The organism is Tardiphaga robiniae, assembly GCF_013359755.1.
Taxonomy (GTDB): domain Bacteria; phylum Pseudomonadota; class Alphaproteobacteria; order Rhizobiales; family Xanthobacteraceae; genus Tardiphaga; species Tardiphaga robiniae.
Genome location: NZ_JABMCJ010000057.1, coordinates 1 through 15,769, shown reverse-complemented (window position 1 = coordinate 15,769; position 15,769 = coordinate 1). Strand labels below are relative to the sequence as shown.

Annotated in this window: 16 protein-coding genes and 1 tRNA gene; 2 read left to right on the top strand and 15 right to left on the bottom strand. The window is 61.8% G+C overall.

Features of this window, described 5'->3' with window-relative positions; genetic code table 11:
* Positions 1 to 308: 308 nt before the first annotated feature.
* The 7 genes from rplL to HP556_RS01040 form a co-directional block, all read right to left on the bottom strand.
* A complete protein-coding gene (gene rplL / locus HP556_RS01070; RefSeq protein ID WP_089268274.1) occupies positions 309 to 686 on the bottom strand; it encodes a 50S ribosomal protein L7/L12 in 378 nt (125 codons plus the stop codon).
* A gap of 54 nt (positions 687 to 740) precedes the next feature.
* On the bottom strand, positions 741 to 1,259 hold the full coding sequence (rplJ, locus tag HP556_RS01065; protein ID WP_089268275.1) for a 50S ribosomal protein L10: 519 nt from the start codon (positions 1,257 to 1,259) through the stop codon (positions 741 to 743).
* A gap of 808 nt (positions 1,260 to 2,067) precedes the next feature.
* Complete coding sequence (locus HP556_RS01060; protein ID WP_175365587.1) at positions 2,068 to 2,640, bottom strand: DUF5625 family protein; 573 nt, start codon at positions 2,638 to 2,640, stop codon at positions 2,068 to 2,070.
* Between the two features lie 154 nt (positions 2,641 to 2,794).
* Positions 2,795 to 3,436 (bottom strand): Isoquinoline 1-oxidoreductase subunit, encoded by a 642-nt coding sequence (locus HP556_RS01055; protein ID WP_068731517.1) that lies wholly within the window; start codon positions 3,434 to 3,436, stop codon positions 2,795 to 2,797.
* Entirely contained in the window at positions 3,433 to 5,598 is a 2,166-nt protein-coding gene (locus tag HP556_RS01050) for a xanthine dehydrogenase family protein molybdopterin-binding subunit (protein WP_120286932.1), read from the bottom strand. The genes HP556_RS01055 and HP556_RS01050 overlap by 4 nt, the downstream gene beginning before the upstream one ends.
* 3 nt (positions 5,599 to 5,601) lie before the next feature.
* Entirely contained in the window at positions 5,602 to 6,066 is a 465-nt protein-coding gene (locus tag HP556_RS01045) for a (2Fe-2S)-binding protein (RefSeq protein WP_175365586.1), read from the bottom strand.
* A gap of 161 nt (positions 6,067 to 6,227) precedes the next feature.
* On the bottom strand, positions 6,228 to 6,908 hold the full coding sequence (locus tag HP556_RS01040) for a TetR/AcrR family transcriptional regulator (RefSeq protein WP_175365585.1): 681 nt from the start codon (positions 6,906 to 6,908) through the stop codon (positions 6,228 to 6,230).
* A 108-nt stretch (positions 6,909 to 7,016) separates the two neighbouring features.
* On the opposite strand from HP556_RS01040, the gene HP556_RS01035 reads away from it, so the two are divergent.
* Positions 7,017 to 8,153 carry an FAD-dependent oxidoreductase gene (locus HP556_RS01035; RefSeq protein WP_175365584.1) on the top strand — a complete coding sequence of 379 codons (1,137 nt, stop codon included), beginning with the start codon at positions 7,017 to 7,019 and terminating at the stop codon, positions 8,151 to 8,153.
* Positions 8,154 to 8,161: 8 nt separating this feature from the next.
* Here the strand turns inward: HP556_RS01035 and HP556_RS01030 are convergent, their stop codons facing one another.
* From HP556_RS01030 to HP556_RS01005, 6 genes are all read right to left on the bottom strand, one after another.
* A complete protein-coding gene (locus tag HP556_RS01030; protein ID WP_093762203.1) occupies positions 8,162 to 9,112 on the bottom strand; it encodes a 2-hydroxyacid dehydrogenase in 951 nt (316 codons plus the stop codon).
* 96 nt (positions 9,113 to 9,208) lie between these two features.
* Positions 9,209 to 9,901 carry a 50S ribosomal protein L1 gene (gene rplA / locus HP556_RS01025; protein WP_089268281.1) on the bottom strand — a complete coding sequence of 231 codons (693 nt, stop codon included), beginning with the start codon at positions 9,899 to 9,901 and terminating at the stop codon, positions 9,209 to 9,211.
* A gap of 6 nt (positions 9,902 to 9,907) precedes the next feature.
* Positions 9,908 to 10,336 carry a 50S ribosomal protein L11 gene (gene rplK, locus HP556_RS01020; protein WP_068731528.1) on the bottom strand — a complete coding sequence of 143 codons (429 nt, stop codon included), beginning with the start codon at positions 10,334 to 10,336 and terminating at the stop codon, positions 9,908 to 9,910.
* Positions 10,337 to 10,465: 129 nt separating this feature from the next.
* Positions 10,466 to 10,996, bottom strand: coding sequence for a transcription termination/antitermination protein NusG (nusG, locus tag HP556_RS01015; RefSeq protein ID WP_068731530.1), 531 nt, complete (start codon positions 10,994 to 10,996; stop codon positions 10,466 to 10,468).
* Positions 10,997 to 11,008: 12 nt separating this feature from the next.
* A complete protein-coding gene (gene secE / locus HP556_RS01010; protein WP_068731532.1) occupies positions 11,009 to 11,200 on the bottom strand; it encodes a preprotein translocase subunit SecE in 192 nt (63 codons plus the stop codon).
* 247 nt (positions 11,201 to 11,447) lie between these two features.
* Complete coding sequence (locus HP556_RS01005) at positions 11,448 to 13,604, bottom strand: SGNH/GDSL hydrolase family protein (protein WP_175365583.1); 2,157 nt, start codon at positions 13,602 to 13,604, stop codon at positions 11,448 to 11,450.
* 324 nt (positions 13,605 to 13,928) lie between these two features.
* Here HP556_RS01005 and HP556_RS01000 point away from each other — a divergent pair, with 324 nt between their 5' ends.
* Positions 13,929 to 15,080 carry a GGDEF domain-containing protein gene (locus HP556_RS01000; RefSeq protein WP_175365582.1) on the top strand — a complete coding sequence of 384 codons (1,152 nt, stop codon included), beginning with the start codon at positions 13,929 to 13,931 and terminating at the stop codon, positions 15,078 to 15,080.
* A 69-nt stretch (positions 15,081 to 15,149) separates the two neighbouring features.
* Here the strand turns inward: HP556_RS01000 and HP556_RS00995 are convergent.
* Together HP556_RS00995 and HP556_RS00990 are read right to left on the bottom strand one after the other, a co-directional pair.
* A tRNA-Trp gene (locus HP556_RS00995) sits at positions 15,150 to 15,225 on the bottom strand.
* Between the two features lie 150 nt (positions 15,226 to 15,375).
* Positions 15,376 to 15,769 (bottom strand): EF-Tu C-terminal domain-related protein (locus tag HP556_RS00990; protein WP_478134505.1); only part of this gene is annotated, 394 nt, incomplete at its 5' end.

Genomic DNA, 15,769 nt, shown 5'->3' with positions numbered 1-15,769 from the left:
CCCCGAGCATTTGAATCGCAGAACGCAAAACGACGTGCGCGATGCCCGACTGCATCTCGCCCGTCCAAACCGTCTAGCTACGGACCGAAAAGCCCGAAAATTGCCCATCTCCCAACGGCTTAACCGGAAACGTCGCCGTTTCCGCTGTCAGACCGTGTTTTTCGTGCTGCCGTCCCGATATGGGATGGCAATCATGGAGATTCGAGGGTGGTTCCCAGCGCATCCCCACACATTCCTGTGTAGTCCATCGAGTTCCGGCCCAGAGGGCGACCAAATGGCCGCCCTCCAGATGGAACCCATAAAGGGTCTTACTTGAGTTCGACCTTCGCGCCAGCCTTCTCGAGCTGACCCTTGATCTTCTCGGCTTCGTCCTTGGCAACGCCTTCCTTGACGGGCTTCGGAGCGCCTTCGACCAGGTCCTTGGCTTCCTTGAGGCCAAGACCCGTGATCGCACGGACTTCCTTGATGACTTCGATCTTCTTGTCGCCGGCCGAAGCCAGAACGACAGTGAACTCGGTCTTTTCTTCAGCAGCAGCAGCACCGCCGCCGCCAGCAGCCGGACCAGCAACTGCAACAGCAGCAGCAGCCGAAACGCCCCACTTCTCTTCGAGCATCTTGGCGAGGTCGGCAGCTTCGAGCACGGTCAGGCTCGAGAGATCGTCAACGATTTTCTGTAGGTCAGCCATTGTCTATTTCCTTAAGCGTATTTGGTTCGAACCAGGGTTTGAATGCGAAGGGCGTCAGGCCGCTTCGCTCTTTGAGGCATAGGCCTGAACAACACGCGCGAGCTTCGCCGCGGGAGCTGTCGAGAGCTGAGCGATCTTGGTCGCCGGCGCCACAAGGAGGCCGAGGATCTTCGCGCGCAGTTCGTCGAGCGAGGGCAGCGCGGCCAAGGCCTTGACGCTGTCGACGTTCAGGACGGTTTTACCCATCGAGCCGCCAAGGATGACGAACTTCTCGTTCGCCTTGGCAAATTCGACGGCAACCTTCGGTGCAGCTACCGGATCGTCCGAAGTGGCGATCACAGTCGGGCCCTTCAACAGGGAACCGATGGCAGCAACATCCGTGCCTTCAAGAGCAATTTTGGCGAGACGGTTCTTCGAGACCTTCACCGAGGCGCCAGCCAGCTTCATCTGCGAACGCAGGTTCTGCATCTGGGCAACGGTGAGGCCGGAATAATGGGCGACGACCGCAACGCTGGTGGTCTTGAAGACCCCGTTCAGCGCGTCGACCGCGTCCTTTTTAGCCGCTCTTTCCACAGCAAGCTCTCTCCGGTTGGCGGCCTCTATCGAGATAGGACCGCCGGGTTACACCCACCGTCCCACCTGAACCTGACCTCGAGACACATGCTCGTTAAAACACGTGGTCTAAAGACACGTCGGGCGAGACGATATGATAGCCTGCCCTCCCGAACCGTCCTGGCGAACCAGCGCTGGCGCGGGGTGTCGAGGTTCGAACCAAATACGCGTCATGTCGCACAAAACGACATGGGCGAAATCCAGTCTTCACCCGTCTATGCTGGCTGCATCAAGTTTTACGATTAAGCCGTTGATGAAACTTGCGTTTATCTAAGGCGCCAGCAGTCTCGGACAGGATTCAGGATCATCGATAAGCCATCATCCGGCCTATTGGTGACCCCTGCCCGCCTTCCTCAAATCCGCGTCGCGCGTCCCATCCCCGTCGAGCGATCCGTATGGACAGCCTGAAAGGAAAAGTCTCCTGCGATGTGGGTTGTCGGAGTGCGAACACAGACGCGCCAGCTACCAGCCAGCACGCCCGGAAACGGTTGTTTAACGAGTCTTTTTCGTGTTGCCAAGCGCGAAATGCCGATGTGGCATCTTTTCTGCAAGGGGGCATATTTGCCCTATGCCATCTCGGCAAACGCCGGGACCCATACCCGCCCTAGATTTGGCTGAAACGCTGTGGTTCCAGCCCTTCGTCGCAATCGCTCTGACAACGATTATGCGTCCCAGCCCGCGCCCGGACAACATTTTTGCAGGTCCATAGGTGGGCAACGCGAAGCGCGCCCGCCCTGCAGCCGCTTTCGCTTCCCTCAGGCGACGAGAATCACCGATCTGCCGTAGTCTTCGGATGATAGGTCAGTTCGATGGTTGTGCGAAACGGCCTGAACTCGGCGACACCTTCCGCCGGGGTGATACTGATGTCGTATCGGCCCGTGTCGAGAACAAACTCATCGAGCCTCCGACCCAGACTGTCGCCCGCCGTATCACTTCGGCCGACGCTTCGAACGGTTCGTTCGTGAACCACACGGCGCTCTTGATCCCGGATCACTACATGAACTTCCGTCGCCACCTCCGACGGCCCCGGTACATGGACCGGCACTGACCGCGCGTCACCCACTACATCCGAAACCTGCTTTCGCTGCTCTACCCCCTCGAAGTAGATACGCAGGTTGAGCCAGTAATTGCGCTTTTCTAGAATGCGAGCAGCGAAGGCGACCGGTGCCGAGGGATTGAGTTGCAGCGGAATTTCAATACGAGGCACATCGTCGTACAGGATACGTGCGACAAGGACCGACGGCGGCATGCCGGAAAACCATGCCAGGCCGCTCCAGGCCACCACAAGCAGGGCGGCAGACGCGCCGACCGTGACGATTGCCTTGATGCGCCAACCAGCCACCCGAGATCCCGCGCTTTGCCGCCAGGCCCTGGCACTGCCGACCTAAGGTAGCATAGTCGGGTTCATGCCGGGTCGCAATTGCGTCCCAAGGCAACGTGTCACGGGAGCGGGCTGCCGTGCATCAGCTACGGCACCCCTCGTCACTCTCCGCGAACTACCCCTTCGGGCAGGCCGCTCCGGCATCGGCCCAGGCCTTAATCAATTCACCGAACTGCTTCTGGGTACCCGGCGCCGGGGTCCGGTTGCCGCCGGGATGCCAGCCCCAGCCGACCAGCTCGTCTTCAGCCATGTGCTTCACAAGCGCGGCCATGTCCTTGCCGCCATTGCGCTCCTTGTCCTTGATCTGGGTGCAGATCTGGCCAAGCGTCTTGCCCTGCCAGGCCATCTCGATGGGCGCCAGCGCCCACTTCGGATTGCCGGGGACGTTGGCGGCATCGAAATTGTTCTCGTGGTGGCAGGTGGCGCAAGCGAGACCACCGGCCGCGCCGACACCGCCCTCGCCGCGCACGACCAGCGGAATATGCGGCCGCATGCGGTCGGTCTGGGTCGGGCGTTCGGTGGCCGGATGGCAGTTCATGCAGCGCGGCGACTGGATGACCTTGCCGGCCTCCGTAAACAGCGCCACCGCACGCTCGTTCTTGTTCTTGATCTTGGCGAAGGCCGAGACCGACTGCAGCTTGGTCGGATTGCTGACCGCTGCATCGGCCTCCTGGAAGCTCGGCTCCGCGAATGCGAGGAGACCCGCCGCGAGACCGCCGGCGACCAGCGCCAACATCGAGTTCTTAAACAAGCTCATGCTGAGGCTCCTGGTACGATCGGCAACTGCCGCGGTCTTCCCACTCCGAGTTTCGCCAGCGCGTTGGCAACGGCAGGCCCGAGCGGAGGCACGCCCGGTTCGCCGACGCCCGATGGCTTCTCGGTCGATTTCACGATGACCACTTCGATCTCCGGCATCTCGTTGATGCGCAGCGAACGATAGGTGTCGAAATTGCCGGACACCGGCGCGCCGGCATCCAGCGTCTGTTCCGCATAGAGGATGTGACCGAGGCCGAAGCCGATGCCACCTTCCATCTGCGCGCGGATGATGTCGGGGTTCACGGCGACGCCGCAATCCACCGCGCACCACACCTTGTGCACCTTCGGACCATCGTCGGTCATGGACAGTTCGACGACCTGAGCGACGAAGGTGTTGAAGCTCTCGACCACCGCAACGCCGCGCGCGCGGCCTGCCGGCACCTTGTAGTTCTTCCAGTCGGCGAGTTCGGCGACAGCCTTGAGAGCCCCTGCGTGGCGCGGCTTCTTGCTCAGGAGTTCAAGCCGACCTTCGATCGGATCCTTCCCGGCGGCCTCGAGCAGTTCATCGACAAAGGCTTCGACGACATAACCAGTGTGGGTGTGGCCCACCGAGCGCCACCACAACACGGGCACGCCGACATCAACCTGATGCATGTCGCAGCGGAAGTTCTCGACGTCGTACGGGATTTCGTTCGAGCCTTCATAGGACGTCGGGTCGAGGCCGTCCTTGAACATCATGGACTCGAAGAAGGAGCCCTTCATGATCGACTGGCTGACGATGGTGTCGCTCCAGGCTTCGATCTTGCCGTCGCGCACCGCACCACGCATACGGTGGATGCAATACGGCCGATAGTAGCCGCCGCGCATATCGTCCTCGCGCGTCCACACCAGCTTGACCGGCTTGCCCGGTCCGATCGCTTTCGCGACTTCGGCGAGCTCGATGGCCTGATGCGTGCTCTGCTGGGCGCGGCGGCCAAAGCTGCCGCCGGCAAGAAGAACGTCGATCTTGACCTTCTCGATCGGCAGCCCGAGCACCTTGGAGATTGCCATATGGTCAGGCGTCGGAAACTGGCAGCCGTAGCGCGCATAGGCGGTGTCGCCGTCCCATTTCAGATAGGCGTTGAGCGGCTCCATCGCGGCATGGGCCAGATACGGGAAGACGTATTCGACCTCGATCACGCGGCCACCTTTGGCCATCGACTCTTCGAACTTGCCCTCGGCCTTCACGAGTTTGCCGGCCGTCTTCGACAGCCCGCGGAATTGCTGCAGCAGTTCCGCACTGCCACGCTTCTCCGCCTTGCTGTCGTCCCAGGTGATCTTCAGCGCTTCACGGCCCATCTTCGCGGGCCAGAAACCCTTGGCGTAGACAGCGACGCCATTCGACACCTGCTTGACGTCGACAACACCCGCCACGGCTTTCGCAGCCGTCGCATCGAAGGACGCGACCTTGCCGCCGAATTTCGGCGAACGCGCCACGACCACCGTGAGCATGTCCGGTTCGTTGATATCGAGCGTGTAGAAGGCCTTGCCATTGGTCTTGTCGGCGCTGTCGAGGCGTTTCACGACGCCTTCCTTGCCGATCAACCTGAACTGCGACGGATCCTTCAGTTTCGGATCGGCAGGCACCGGCATGGCCATCGCCTTGTCGGCGAATTCGCCGAAGCGACCTTCATGGCCTGACGCGTGCTTGATCACACCGTTATCGACAGTAATCTCCCCCGCCGGCACCTGCCACGCATCGGCCGCAGCCGCGACCAGCATCTGGCGCGCGGCGGCGCCGACCTGTCGCATCTGGATGTAGGAATTGGCGATGGCGGTCGAGCCACCGGTGCCCTGCATGCCGAACGCCAGATTCTTGTAGAGCTGCGGATTTGACGGCGCGTGATCGGCACGCATCTGCGCCCAGTCTGCGTCGAGTTCTTCGGCGACCAAAGTCGCCATGCCGGTGAACGGCCCCTGCCCGAATTCGATGCCCTTGCACAGCACCGTGACGGTGCTGTCGGGCTTGATGATCAGGAAGGTGTTCGGCGCGATATTGACCGACGGCTTTGCCGCCGCCTGCGCAAACAGCTTGTCGGCGCGCGCAACATAGGCGCCGAGCACGAGGCCAGCGCTGCCCTTGAGCAGCGTACGACGGGAGAGTTTGGTGTCATGAACGGTCATGGCTCAACCCTCCAGCGATTTGGCGGCGCCATGAATGGCGGCGCGGATGCGGACATAGGTGGCGCAGCGGCAGATGTTGCCGTTCATCGCCAGATCGATATCGTTGTCGGTGGGGGTCGGATTGACGCTAAGCAGCGCGGTGGCGCTCATGACCTGGCCGGATTGACAGTAGCCACATTGCGGCACGTCAAGCGCGACCCAGGCAGCCTGCACTGCCTTGGCTTCCTTGGAGTCGAGCCCTTCGATGGTGGTGATTTCGCTGGTGCCGATGGCCGAGACGGGCATTGAACACGAGCGGACGGTCTGGCCGTCCACATAGACCGTGCAGGCGCCGCATTGCGCGACCCCGCAGCCATATTTGGTGCCGGTGAGACCGGCCCCATCTCGAATTGCCCAGAGCAGAGGTGTGTTGGGATCGACGTCGACCTCACGGGCCTGACCGTTGATCTTGAGAGTGAACGCAGCCATCGCTGATGTCCTATGTCGTCGAATGTACGCCTACATTCGAGTTGTTCTAAACAGCCGACATCTACATCCGCATTGCGGAATAACCCATTCAATTATTTTTGTACCGCGCGGGAACGAAATTGGTTCTTGCGAAACGGCCCTTCAGACCAGTCGTCAGCTTTTCAGAGGCGCCGCGACGCTTCGATGCCGCTCAGGATAAGATCGATTCCGGCGATAAAGTCGTTGCGGTCATCGTGCCCCCGCAAATGTGCAGCCATGCTGCGGGTGAACGCATACGCGTTCGGATCGAGCTGAGACCAGGAGGTCGCCACCGCGTCCAGAAAGTCAGACCTGTCGATTCCTCGCATCCGGCCGAGCTGCCCGTTGGCTGCGTTCTGCGCACCGACGCCGAGGATGTAGTTCAGCAACGCACCCACCGTCGCCCACTGTTCCTCGTCAGGCACGCCAAGGGCGCTCACCTGCCGGCCGATGCGTTCGAGTATTCGCACCATGGGCAACTGCCCGGGAGCGCGTGTGAGCGCCGACCCAACCCACGGATGCGCGTCGATCGCGTCGAACATGCCCAGCGCGAGGGTGCGAATGATGGCCTGAGGCGTCGCGCCGACCAGGGGCGCGTTCATCGCGCGGGCGATGATGGCGTCGCAGGCGGCAGTCAGCAGATCGCCCTTATTGGGCACGTGCCAATAAATAGCCCCGGGACCAGTGGCGAGCCGCTCCGACAGGGCGCGGAATGTCAGACCATCTTCCCCGCTGCCGTCCAGGATCGCGACCGACGCTTCGATGATGCGATCCCGGGAGAGTGAGTCTTCGCGTCGTGGGCTACTGCGAGTTTTCTTGGCCATGTCCCCACCTTGACATAAATGGAACGACGTTCCAATAGAATGGAATGACGTTCCATTCTAGGTCTTGGGGAATCTCCCGGGACAGCCTGCGACTGCGAAGGTGGCGAAATGAATACTCATGTGGCGATTGTCGGCGCGGGGCTCGGCGGCCTGACGCTTGCCCGCGTGCTCCATGTTCACGGTATCGCAGCGACGATCTATGAAGCTGAAGCCGCGGCCGACTCACGGGCACAAGGAGGCCTGCTCGATATTCACGAATATAACGGGCAGCTCGCACTCAAGGCTGCGGGATTGTTCGAAGCTTTCCGCGACATCGTCATCGTCGGTGCCGATGCCAAGCGCATACGCGACAAGGACGGCAAGCTGCTGTTTGACAGGCCCGACATGGGCAACGGCAGTCGACCCGAGGTGGATCGCGGAGAACTGCGTCGACTTCTGCTTGATTCTCTGCCCGCCGACACGATCCGTTGGGGACACAAGCTCACATCCGTGTCTCCACTCGGCGGCGGGCGGCACGCATTGACGTTCTCCCATGGCTCAACGGTATCAACCGATCTCCTCATAGGTGCCGACGGCGCGTGGTCACGCGTTCGCCCGCTCCTTTCAACAGCGAAGCCTGTCTATGTCGGCACGTCATTCATCGAGACGTTTCTTTTCGACGCCGACACCCGTCACAGGGCCAGCGCGGAAGCGGTTGGCGGCGGCACATTGATGGCGATTGCGCCGGGCCAGGGAATCTTTGCGCACCGACACGCCGATGGAACACTGCAAGGCTACGTGGCCCTGAACAGGCCGGAGGACTGGATTGCCCGCATCGATTTCTCGGACCGGACGAGTGCCCTCGCCCGCATCGCCGCGGAATTCGCCGACTGGGCTCCGGAACTGACAGCGCTGATCGCCGACAGCGAGGTCGCCCCTGTCCTGCGCCCGATCTATGCGCTGCCGATCGAACACCGATGGGAGCGCGTACCGGGGGTAACACTGCTCGGCGATGCGGCGCACCTGATGTCACCATTCGCCGGCGAAGGCGCCAATCTCGCAATGTATGACGGCGCCGAACTCGGACGGGCACTTGCCGCCAATCCGGAAAATGTTGAAGCCGCGCTCATCGCGTATGAAACCGACCTCTTTCCCCGCAGCGCGTCTGTTGCCGCGGAGACTGACCGGAATCTGAAGCTGTTCTTCAACCACAACGCGCCTCAGAGCGTGGTTGATCTGTTCACCAGCTTCCAGATCGTCGAATAGCGGCCGCCCTAGACCGCCACCGCGTAGGGTAGCCCCTTGCCCGCGTAAAACGCGTCGAGATTGGCAATGACGCAGTCCTGCATCGCCGTGTGCGAGTCGAGTGTGTGACCACCGATATGCGGCGTCAGCACAACATTCGGCAAAGCCGTGAGTGCGTCGGGCGCGTGGGGCTCCTTCTCGAACACGTCGAGGCCGGCGCCAGCGATGGTCTTGTCGGTCAGCGCAGCCGTGAGTGCCGCCTGATCGATCACCGAGCCGCGCGAGATGTTCACGACGACACCATTGGCGCCGAGCTTCTTCAGCATCGCGGCATCGATGATGCGGTTGGTATCGGCCCCTGCCCGCACGGCGATCATCAGCACGTCGCACCATTCGACCAGCGCTTCGAGGCTTGGCTCGTAGCGATACGGCACGTCATGCTTGCTGCGGCTGTGATAGGCAACGTCGCATTCGAAGGCGGCGACACGCGATGCGATCTTGCGGCCGATCTCGCCCATGCCATAGACGCCCACTCTGCGGCCGGGATTGCCGGGCTGCGGCGACATCAGCGGCGACGGCTTTGCGGAGGACCAGCCGCCTTCGCGCAGATACTGATCCGCCGGCAGCAGACGCCGCGTCACCGCAAGCATGAGGGTCAGCGCGAGGTCGGCCACCGAAGCCGCATTTGCGCCGGGGCTGTTGCCGACCACGATCTTGCGTTCGGCTGCGGCCTTGAAGTCGACGCCGTCATAGCCGGTGCCGTAGCAGATGATGGCGCCGAGCGCCGGCATCATGTCCATCACGTCTGCCTTGAGCACCTGACCGCCCGCGGTGATCAGCGCGCGCACGTCTTTCAGTTGGTCAGCGGAAAAGGTCTGCAGCGGTGGCTTGCCTGCAGCGTCTAGTAGGTCGAAGTGCTCGCCGATACGCACCATCTGGGACTTCGGGAAACGCGAATAGATCAGAACCTTCTCGGCCATCGTGACATTCCTGCTGGGTCAAAGAGCGGAAGACAAAAGAAAGGGCGGAACCGGTTGCCCGATTCCGCCCTGGTTTCTTGCAAGCCTTGTTCCGGCTTAGCCGAGCACGGTGCCCGTCTCAACCTTGACGCCGGGGCCCATGGTCGAAGACACAGCAACGCGCTGCAGATAGGTGCCCTTGGCGCCAGCCGGCTTCGCCTTGGAGACGGCGTCGACCAGAGCCTTGATGTTTTCGACGAGCTTCTCTTCCGAGAAAGATGCCTTGCCGATACCAGCCTGCACGATGCCGGCCTTCTCGACGCGGAACTCGACCGAACCACCCTTGGCACCCTTGACTGCGCCGGTGACGTCCATGGTCACGGTGCCGATCTTCGGGTTCGGCATCATGCCGCGCGGACCGAGCACCTTACCAAGGCGACCGACCAGCGGCATCATGTCGGGGGTTGCGATACAGCGATCGAAATCGATCTGACCGGCCTGGACCTTCTCGAACAGGTCTTCTGCACCGACGACGTCTGCACCGGCAGCCTTGGCTTCTTCAGCCTTCGGGCCACGGGCGAACACGCCGACGCGCAGGGTGCGGCCGGTGCCGTTCGGCAGGGTGACGACGCCACGGACCATCTGGTCGGCATGACGCGGATCGACGCCGAGGTTCAGCGAAATTTCGATGGTCTCATCGAACTTCGACTTGGCGCGTTCCTTGACCATCTTGATGGCCTCGGCGACCGGATAGAGCTTCTCGCGGTCGATGCCCTCACGGGCCTTCTTCAAACGTTTTCCAATTGCCATGACCGTTTACCCCGCGACCTCGACACCCATCGAACGGGCAGAGCCCTCAACCATCTTCATGGCTGATTCAATGGTGTCGCAATTCAGATCCTTCATCTTCGCTTCGGCGATCTCGCGCACCTGCGCTTTGGTCACCGCGCCGGCCTTGTCACGACCCGGCAGCTTGGAGCCGGAGGTGAGCTTGGCGGCCTTCTTGATGAAGAAGGACATCGGGGGGGTCTTGAGGGCGAAGGTGAACGAACGATCGGCGTAGATCGTGATCACCACCGGGATTGGGGTGTTCTTTTCTTCCTTCTGCGTCTGCGCGTTAAACGCTTTGCAGAATTCCATGATGTTCAAACCGCGCTGACCAAGCGCGGGACCGATCGGGGGCGAAGGGTTCGCCGCACCGGCCGGCACCTGAAGCTTCAGGTATCCGGTCACTTTCTTTGCCATGTGTCACTCCTGTTGTGCCGGTCATCGACCGGCTGTTTCAGGTTTCGTGGTTCGGTCGACAAGCGGTTGGCAACCGCCCTCTTCCTCCCACGGCCTTAGAAACGCGAGGCGAACCTCACGCTATTGCGATCAGACCTTTTCGACCTGACCGAATTCCAGTTCGACCGGCGTGGCGCGGCCGAAGATCGACACTGCGACCTTCACGCGCGAGCGTGCTTCGTCGATTTCCTCGACGACGCCGGAGAACGACGCGAACGGACCATCGGCCACCTTCACGTTCTCGCCGATCTCGAACGACACCGACGCCTTCGGGCGCTCCACGCCTTCCTGCACCTGGTGCAGAATGCGCATCGCTTCGGCTTCCGAAATCGGCATCGGCTTGTTTTCCGCGCCGAGGAAGCCCGTGACCTTCGGGGTGTTCTTGATCAGATGAAACGCTTCGTCGGTGAGCTGCATCTTCACCAGCACGTAGCCCGGGAAGAACTTGCGCTCGGCGTCCATCTTGCGACCGCGACGTATTTCGGTGACCTTCTCGACCGGAACCAGGATCTGTTCGAACAGGTCTTCCAGGCCACGCTGCTTGGCCTGTTCCTTGATCGACTCCATCACCTTCTTTTCGAAATTCGAATAGGCGTGAACGATGTACCAGCGCATGCTCATAATTCTGTTCCGTCAGTGCATCGTGAGCAAAAAGGCGACGAGGTAGCGGATGACCTGATCCGCCGCAAAAAAGAAGATCGACGACAGCGCCACCATGACGAAAACCATGATGGTCGTGATGGTCGTCTCGCGTCGCGAGGGCCACGTGACCTTGTTGGTCTCGGTGCGCACTTCCTGCAGGAATTTGAACGGGCTGAACGCCATCGTTATGTGATCCGCATCCGTCGTGAGACGATTGAATTGGTTTCAGAATCCGAACAGCCCTCTTGCGCCCAACCCTTTATTCAAGGATGAGCCGCCAAGCGGGCTCGTTCGTTCGGGGATTTGCCGCGTCGGATATCCGGTCACCGGGCCGACAGCGAGTGCAGCTTCCTACTTCGGACCGGACCAAAGGTCAAGGTATCCGGGCCGGACCGGCGGGAACCCTTCCCGCCACCGGATACCACCTGGATCAGCGTCCGCCCACCCCCGGCGACGGTTTGCCGACCGCCGCACGGACGTGCCGGACGACATGATCGGCGACGATGGCGTGGCCCTCCGCGGTCGGGTGCACCGCGCCGCTATACATGGCCGCATAGACCGGCTGCAGGATGTCGAACTGGGTAAAGCCCGGCGAATGGACGTTTGCGGTCAGAAACGCGTCATTGGGAGTCCGGAACAGGCGCCAGCGGGACGCATAGGGCAGATAGGCCGCCGGGGAATACGGCGTAAACTCCTCCTTGCCGATCCAGCGCCGCGGCATCGCCATCGCCTCGCCGTCCGCCTGCGGCCGCTTCGGATCGCGCGCACAGAGCCCGCGTTTGGCGAATTCGCTCTGGTGATCGGTGATGAGCTGGAAGCCGGTTCCAGCGCCGGTGGCCAGCGCCGGGCAGCCCCCGCCCCGCCCGTTGGTGATGCAGGCGGTCCGGGCGAAGAAATCGTTCAGAAAGCTCACCGTCTCGGCCAGCCGTTCGCGCGACAGCACCAGCTTCTTGTGGACGTCGAGGCCGAGCGTCGGCTGCGCGCCGCACAAGGCTCCTGTCTCGTCGAACTGGATCGGCTCGTAAGCCGTCTGCAACACCTTTGCGGGCGCCACGCCAAAGCCGTCGCGCAAGGCATCGCGGAGCGCCACCATGCGCTCGTCGAGCTGCTCCATGTAAGCGCGCGACACATCAGGCGAGAACCGGATCTGCTTGCCGAGCAGGTTCGCGATCGGTGCCAGATCGCCGGCGGACTCGGTCATCGCATAGACCATCAGCGGCGAGAAGCCGACATCGTTGCCGCCGATCGACAGCAGCAGTGTGTCGATCGGCCGCTTGCGCTCGGACGGCGCACACCAGGATTTTGTCACCGGCATATTGGCGACCTGCACGCTGCCGCTGGCATAGGTCGGCAGATTGTAGGTCGCACGCTGCGTGCGACCCGCGGGGCTTTTGCAGATCAGATCGGCGAGTTGATCGAGCTGGGAACGCACCATCGCGTTGCCGGCCCCCTCGCGCGCCTTCTTCTCGAGGAACAGACCTTCGGTCACCTCGGAGCCGGTACAGGCAAGGCTGACCAGCGTGATCGACCGGTGCGGATTTTCCAGACTGAGCTGCAGCCCGACGCGAAACGGATAGCCGTATTGCGAGCGGTGGCAATCGGGGCTGAGCCAGCGCGGATTGGCAGCGTTGAATGCCTTGTCGAACTGGGCCGAAGCGAGCGGGAAATAGAGCTCCTGCTCCTCGTCGGCGAGCTTGCGCCGCGGCAGGTTTTTGTAGTCGAAACTTCCTGCCGGTGCAGCGGGGGTCAATTTCTGCAGCGACTTGGCGGTGCTGCGTGTCGCCATCTCCTCACGCATCAGGGTGGGATCGTAGACCATCTCGCGGACGGCGCTGAATGTCACCGGAACGTCCGGATTGCTTTCGCCCGAGGCAAAAGAATCGCCGAGCGCCACGATGAACAGATCCTCGACGACGACCTGCGGGTCGCTCAACACGCGACCGTCGGGCAATTTGACCTGGACCGATGCACCGGACAGGCTGCGATCGACGGCATAAGGCAGGCGCGTGATCTTGAGCGGCGTCGCGCAGGATTGCGTTGTGGTCTCGGTCCTGCTGCCCGGCCGCCGCGGCGTCCAGCTCCACACGCAATCATATGCGCCGGCTTCGGCAATGCGCTCGGGCGACAGCCGGATCAGCACCGTATGCGCATCCGGCAGCACGTAATCTTCCTTGGCCGTGCCCCACGAATAACGCCGGTCGCAACTCGCGAGATAGCGGCCCTGCCGGCTGTCGTAGCAGACGGCGTCGATGGTCTGCGACGCCCAGCCGAGACGCGAGCGATCGTAGCGCGCCCGCGCGGTGTCGGCGCAACTGGTCGGGCTCGTCATGTCGCGGCAATCCGGATCGTTCAGCCGCCGCTCGGTGCGCCACACCACATCGGCGGGCGGCAGCACCATCTCGTTGCGCGCAGCGGGATAGCCGCGCTCATACATCGCGAAGGATGCGGCATTCTTGAAGAAGCGAAATGGACTTTCCACCTGCCAGAGCAGATCGGCGGCATGAGCGCCATGACTCAATGACAAATGTCCAAAGGACGACACCAGCAACGTCGTGGCCCCCACGACGAACGTCACAAGTAATTTCATTCTCGACTTCCGGCTGAATTCCCAACGGGTGTGTCGCGCGCGCGGCAAGCCAGGTTCATCGCCGCGACCGCACGCCGCAGGGACGCAGCGCAACGGAAACGCGGGGAGCAGCGCGATCGCGCATGATTGGCAAAGCCGATGTCGGACATGGCCATCAGCCTATTGAGCAAATTGCCCCGCGGATCGTCAGATTCCATTAACCCCGCGGCCAGACTAAAACGCGAGAAGCTACCCAGGTACTCCAGTAAGTGGATGTATTAGCAGACCTAAATGTTTTGATCGGCAGATTGCTTGTTTGATCGGCAATGCAACGGGCATCAGCGAATGACCAGCATCACCACCCTGTTCGAGGGAACCGACGCCTCCACGAGAAACCTCCGCAAGGATTCGGCATTGCGGATCGCGCGGCGCCGGACCGCCTATATCGCGCAGGCGTCGAGCTATCTGATCGATGCCGCGATCCTGCTGCTTTACGCCATGATCGGCGTGACCACCGTGGCGACGGGGGTCGTGTATCTGGCCATCAGGCTCGCTGTGGTCGGCATTGCTGCCTATCTCTCGGAGATCCAGGTCAACGACCGTTTCAAGGACCCGTACCTCACGGTCCCTCTCTCCATCGTCAGCATCATCGTCCAGATCGGCGCGATCTATCTCGTGCCGCAGATCGGCTTCTACTTCATCTCCATCATTTTCGTCGTGCTCGGCTTCGCCGCACTGCGCATGAGTGCGCGCCAGACCGGCATTGTCTGGTCCACCGCAACGCTGGGCCTCGCACTGCTTTTCCTGATGACCGACAAGCCGATCGGCATTCCCATGGCCACCGCGACAGAACGCGCTCTGGCGCTGGCCTGTTTCGTCAGCGCACTTGGCCGCTGTGCCAGCGCCGGCCTCTACGGCAGCTCGATGCGCGAACTGCTGTATCGTCGCAGCAACGACCTCGCGGCCGCCAATGCGCGGATCGAGGAACTCGCCCAACTGGACGAACTCACCGGCGCGTTGAACCGGCGCTACATCATGAAGTGCCTGAACGACGAGATCGCCAAGGCCCAGCGCAACGCCACAACCTGCTGCATCGCGATCATCGACCTCGATCACTTCAAGAAGATCAACGACTGCTTCGGTCATCCCGTCGGCGACGAAGTGCTGCGCGCCTTTGCCATCTCGGTCTTCGCCAATATCCGCACCATCGACAGGTTCGGCCGTCAGGGCGGCGAGGAGTTTCTGCTGATCCTGCCGGACACCGACATTGATCTTGCGATCCAGACGCTTGATCGATTGCGCGGCCTGATCACGGAACTGAACTGGTCAGCGATTGCGCAGAATCTGACTCTGACGATATCCGCCGGGATCAGCGCCATCCGGCCCAATGATACGCCGGAAGACATTTTGGCGCGCGCCGACCTCGCGCTCTACAGAGCCAAGGACACCGGCCGCGACCGCGTGGTGGCCGCGCCGCAAAAGCGGCACTTCAGCTGAGCGGCAGTCGGAGGCCCGCCTGACAAGCACCTCGAGGCCAGAATTTATTGATATTTCAAATGCTTAAAATGGCAGGGGCGGTAGGGCTCGAACCTACGACAACCGGTTTTGGAGACCGGTACTCTACCAACTGAGCTACACCCCTACAGGAAGACGGCGCACCGTCATTTCCGCGCTGTTTGAAGCATATGCGACGCCTGATTTGCAAGAGGCGAAGCGCCCCCTCCGAAATCAAATCCCGCCGGAATCAAAGCGGGGGGCAAGGGAACTGTCCCCTGCCCGCCGTCCGTATCGATTATTCGATGATCGAGGCCACCACGCCTGCACCGACGGTGCGGCCGCCTTCACGGATGGCGAAGCGCAGCTTTTCTTCCATCGCGATCGGCACGATCAGGTGCACTTCCATGGCGATGTTGTCGCCCGGCATCACCATTTCGGTGCCTTCCGGCAGATGCACAACACCGGTCACGTCGGTGGTGCGGAAGTAGAACTGCGGACGGTAGTTGGTGAAGAACGGCGTGTGACGGCCACCCTCTTCCTTGGTCAGAATGTAAGCCTCGGCCTTGAACTTGGTGTGCGGCTTCACCGAACCCGGCTTGCACAGCACCTGGCCGCGCTCGACGTCTTCACGCTTGGTGCCGCGCAGCAGAGCGCCGATGTTGTCGCCGGCCTGGCCCTGATCGAGCAGC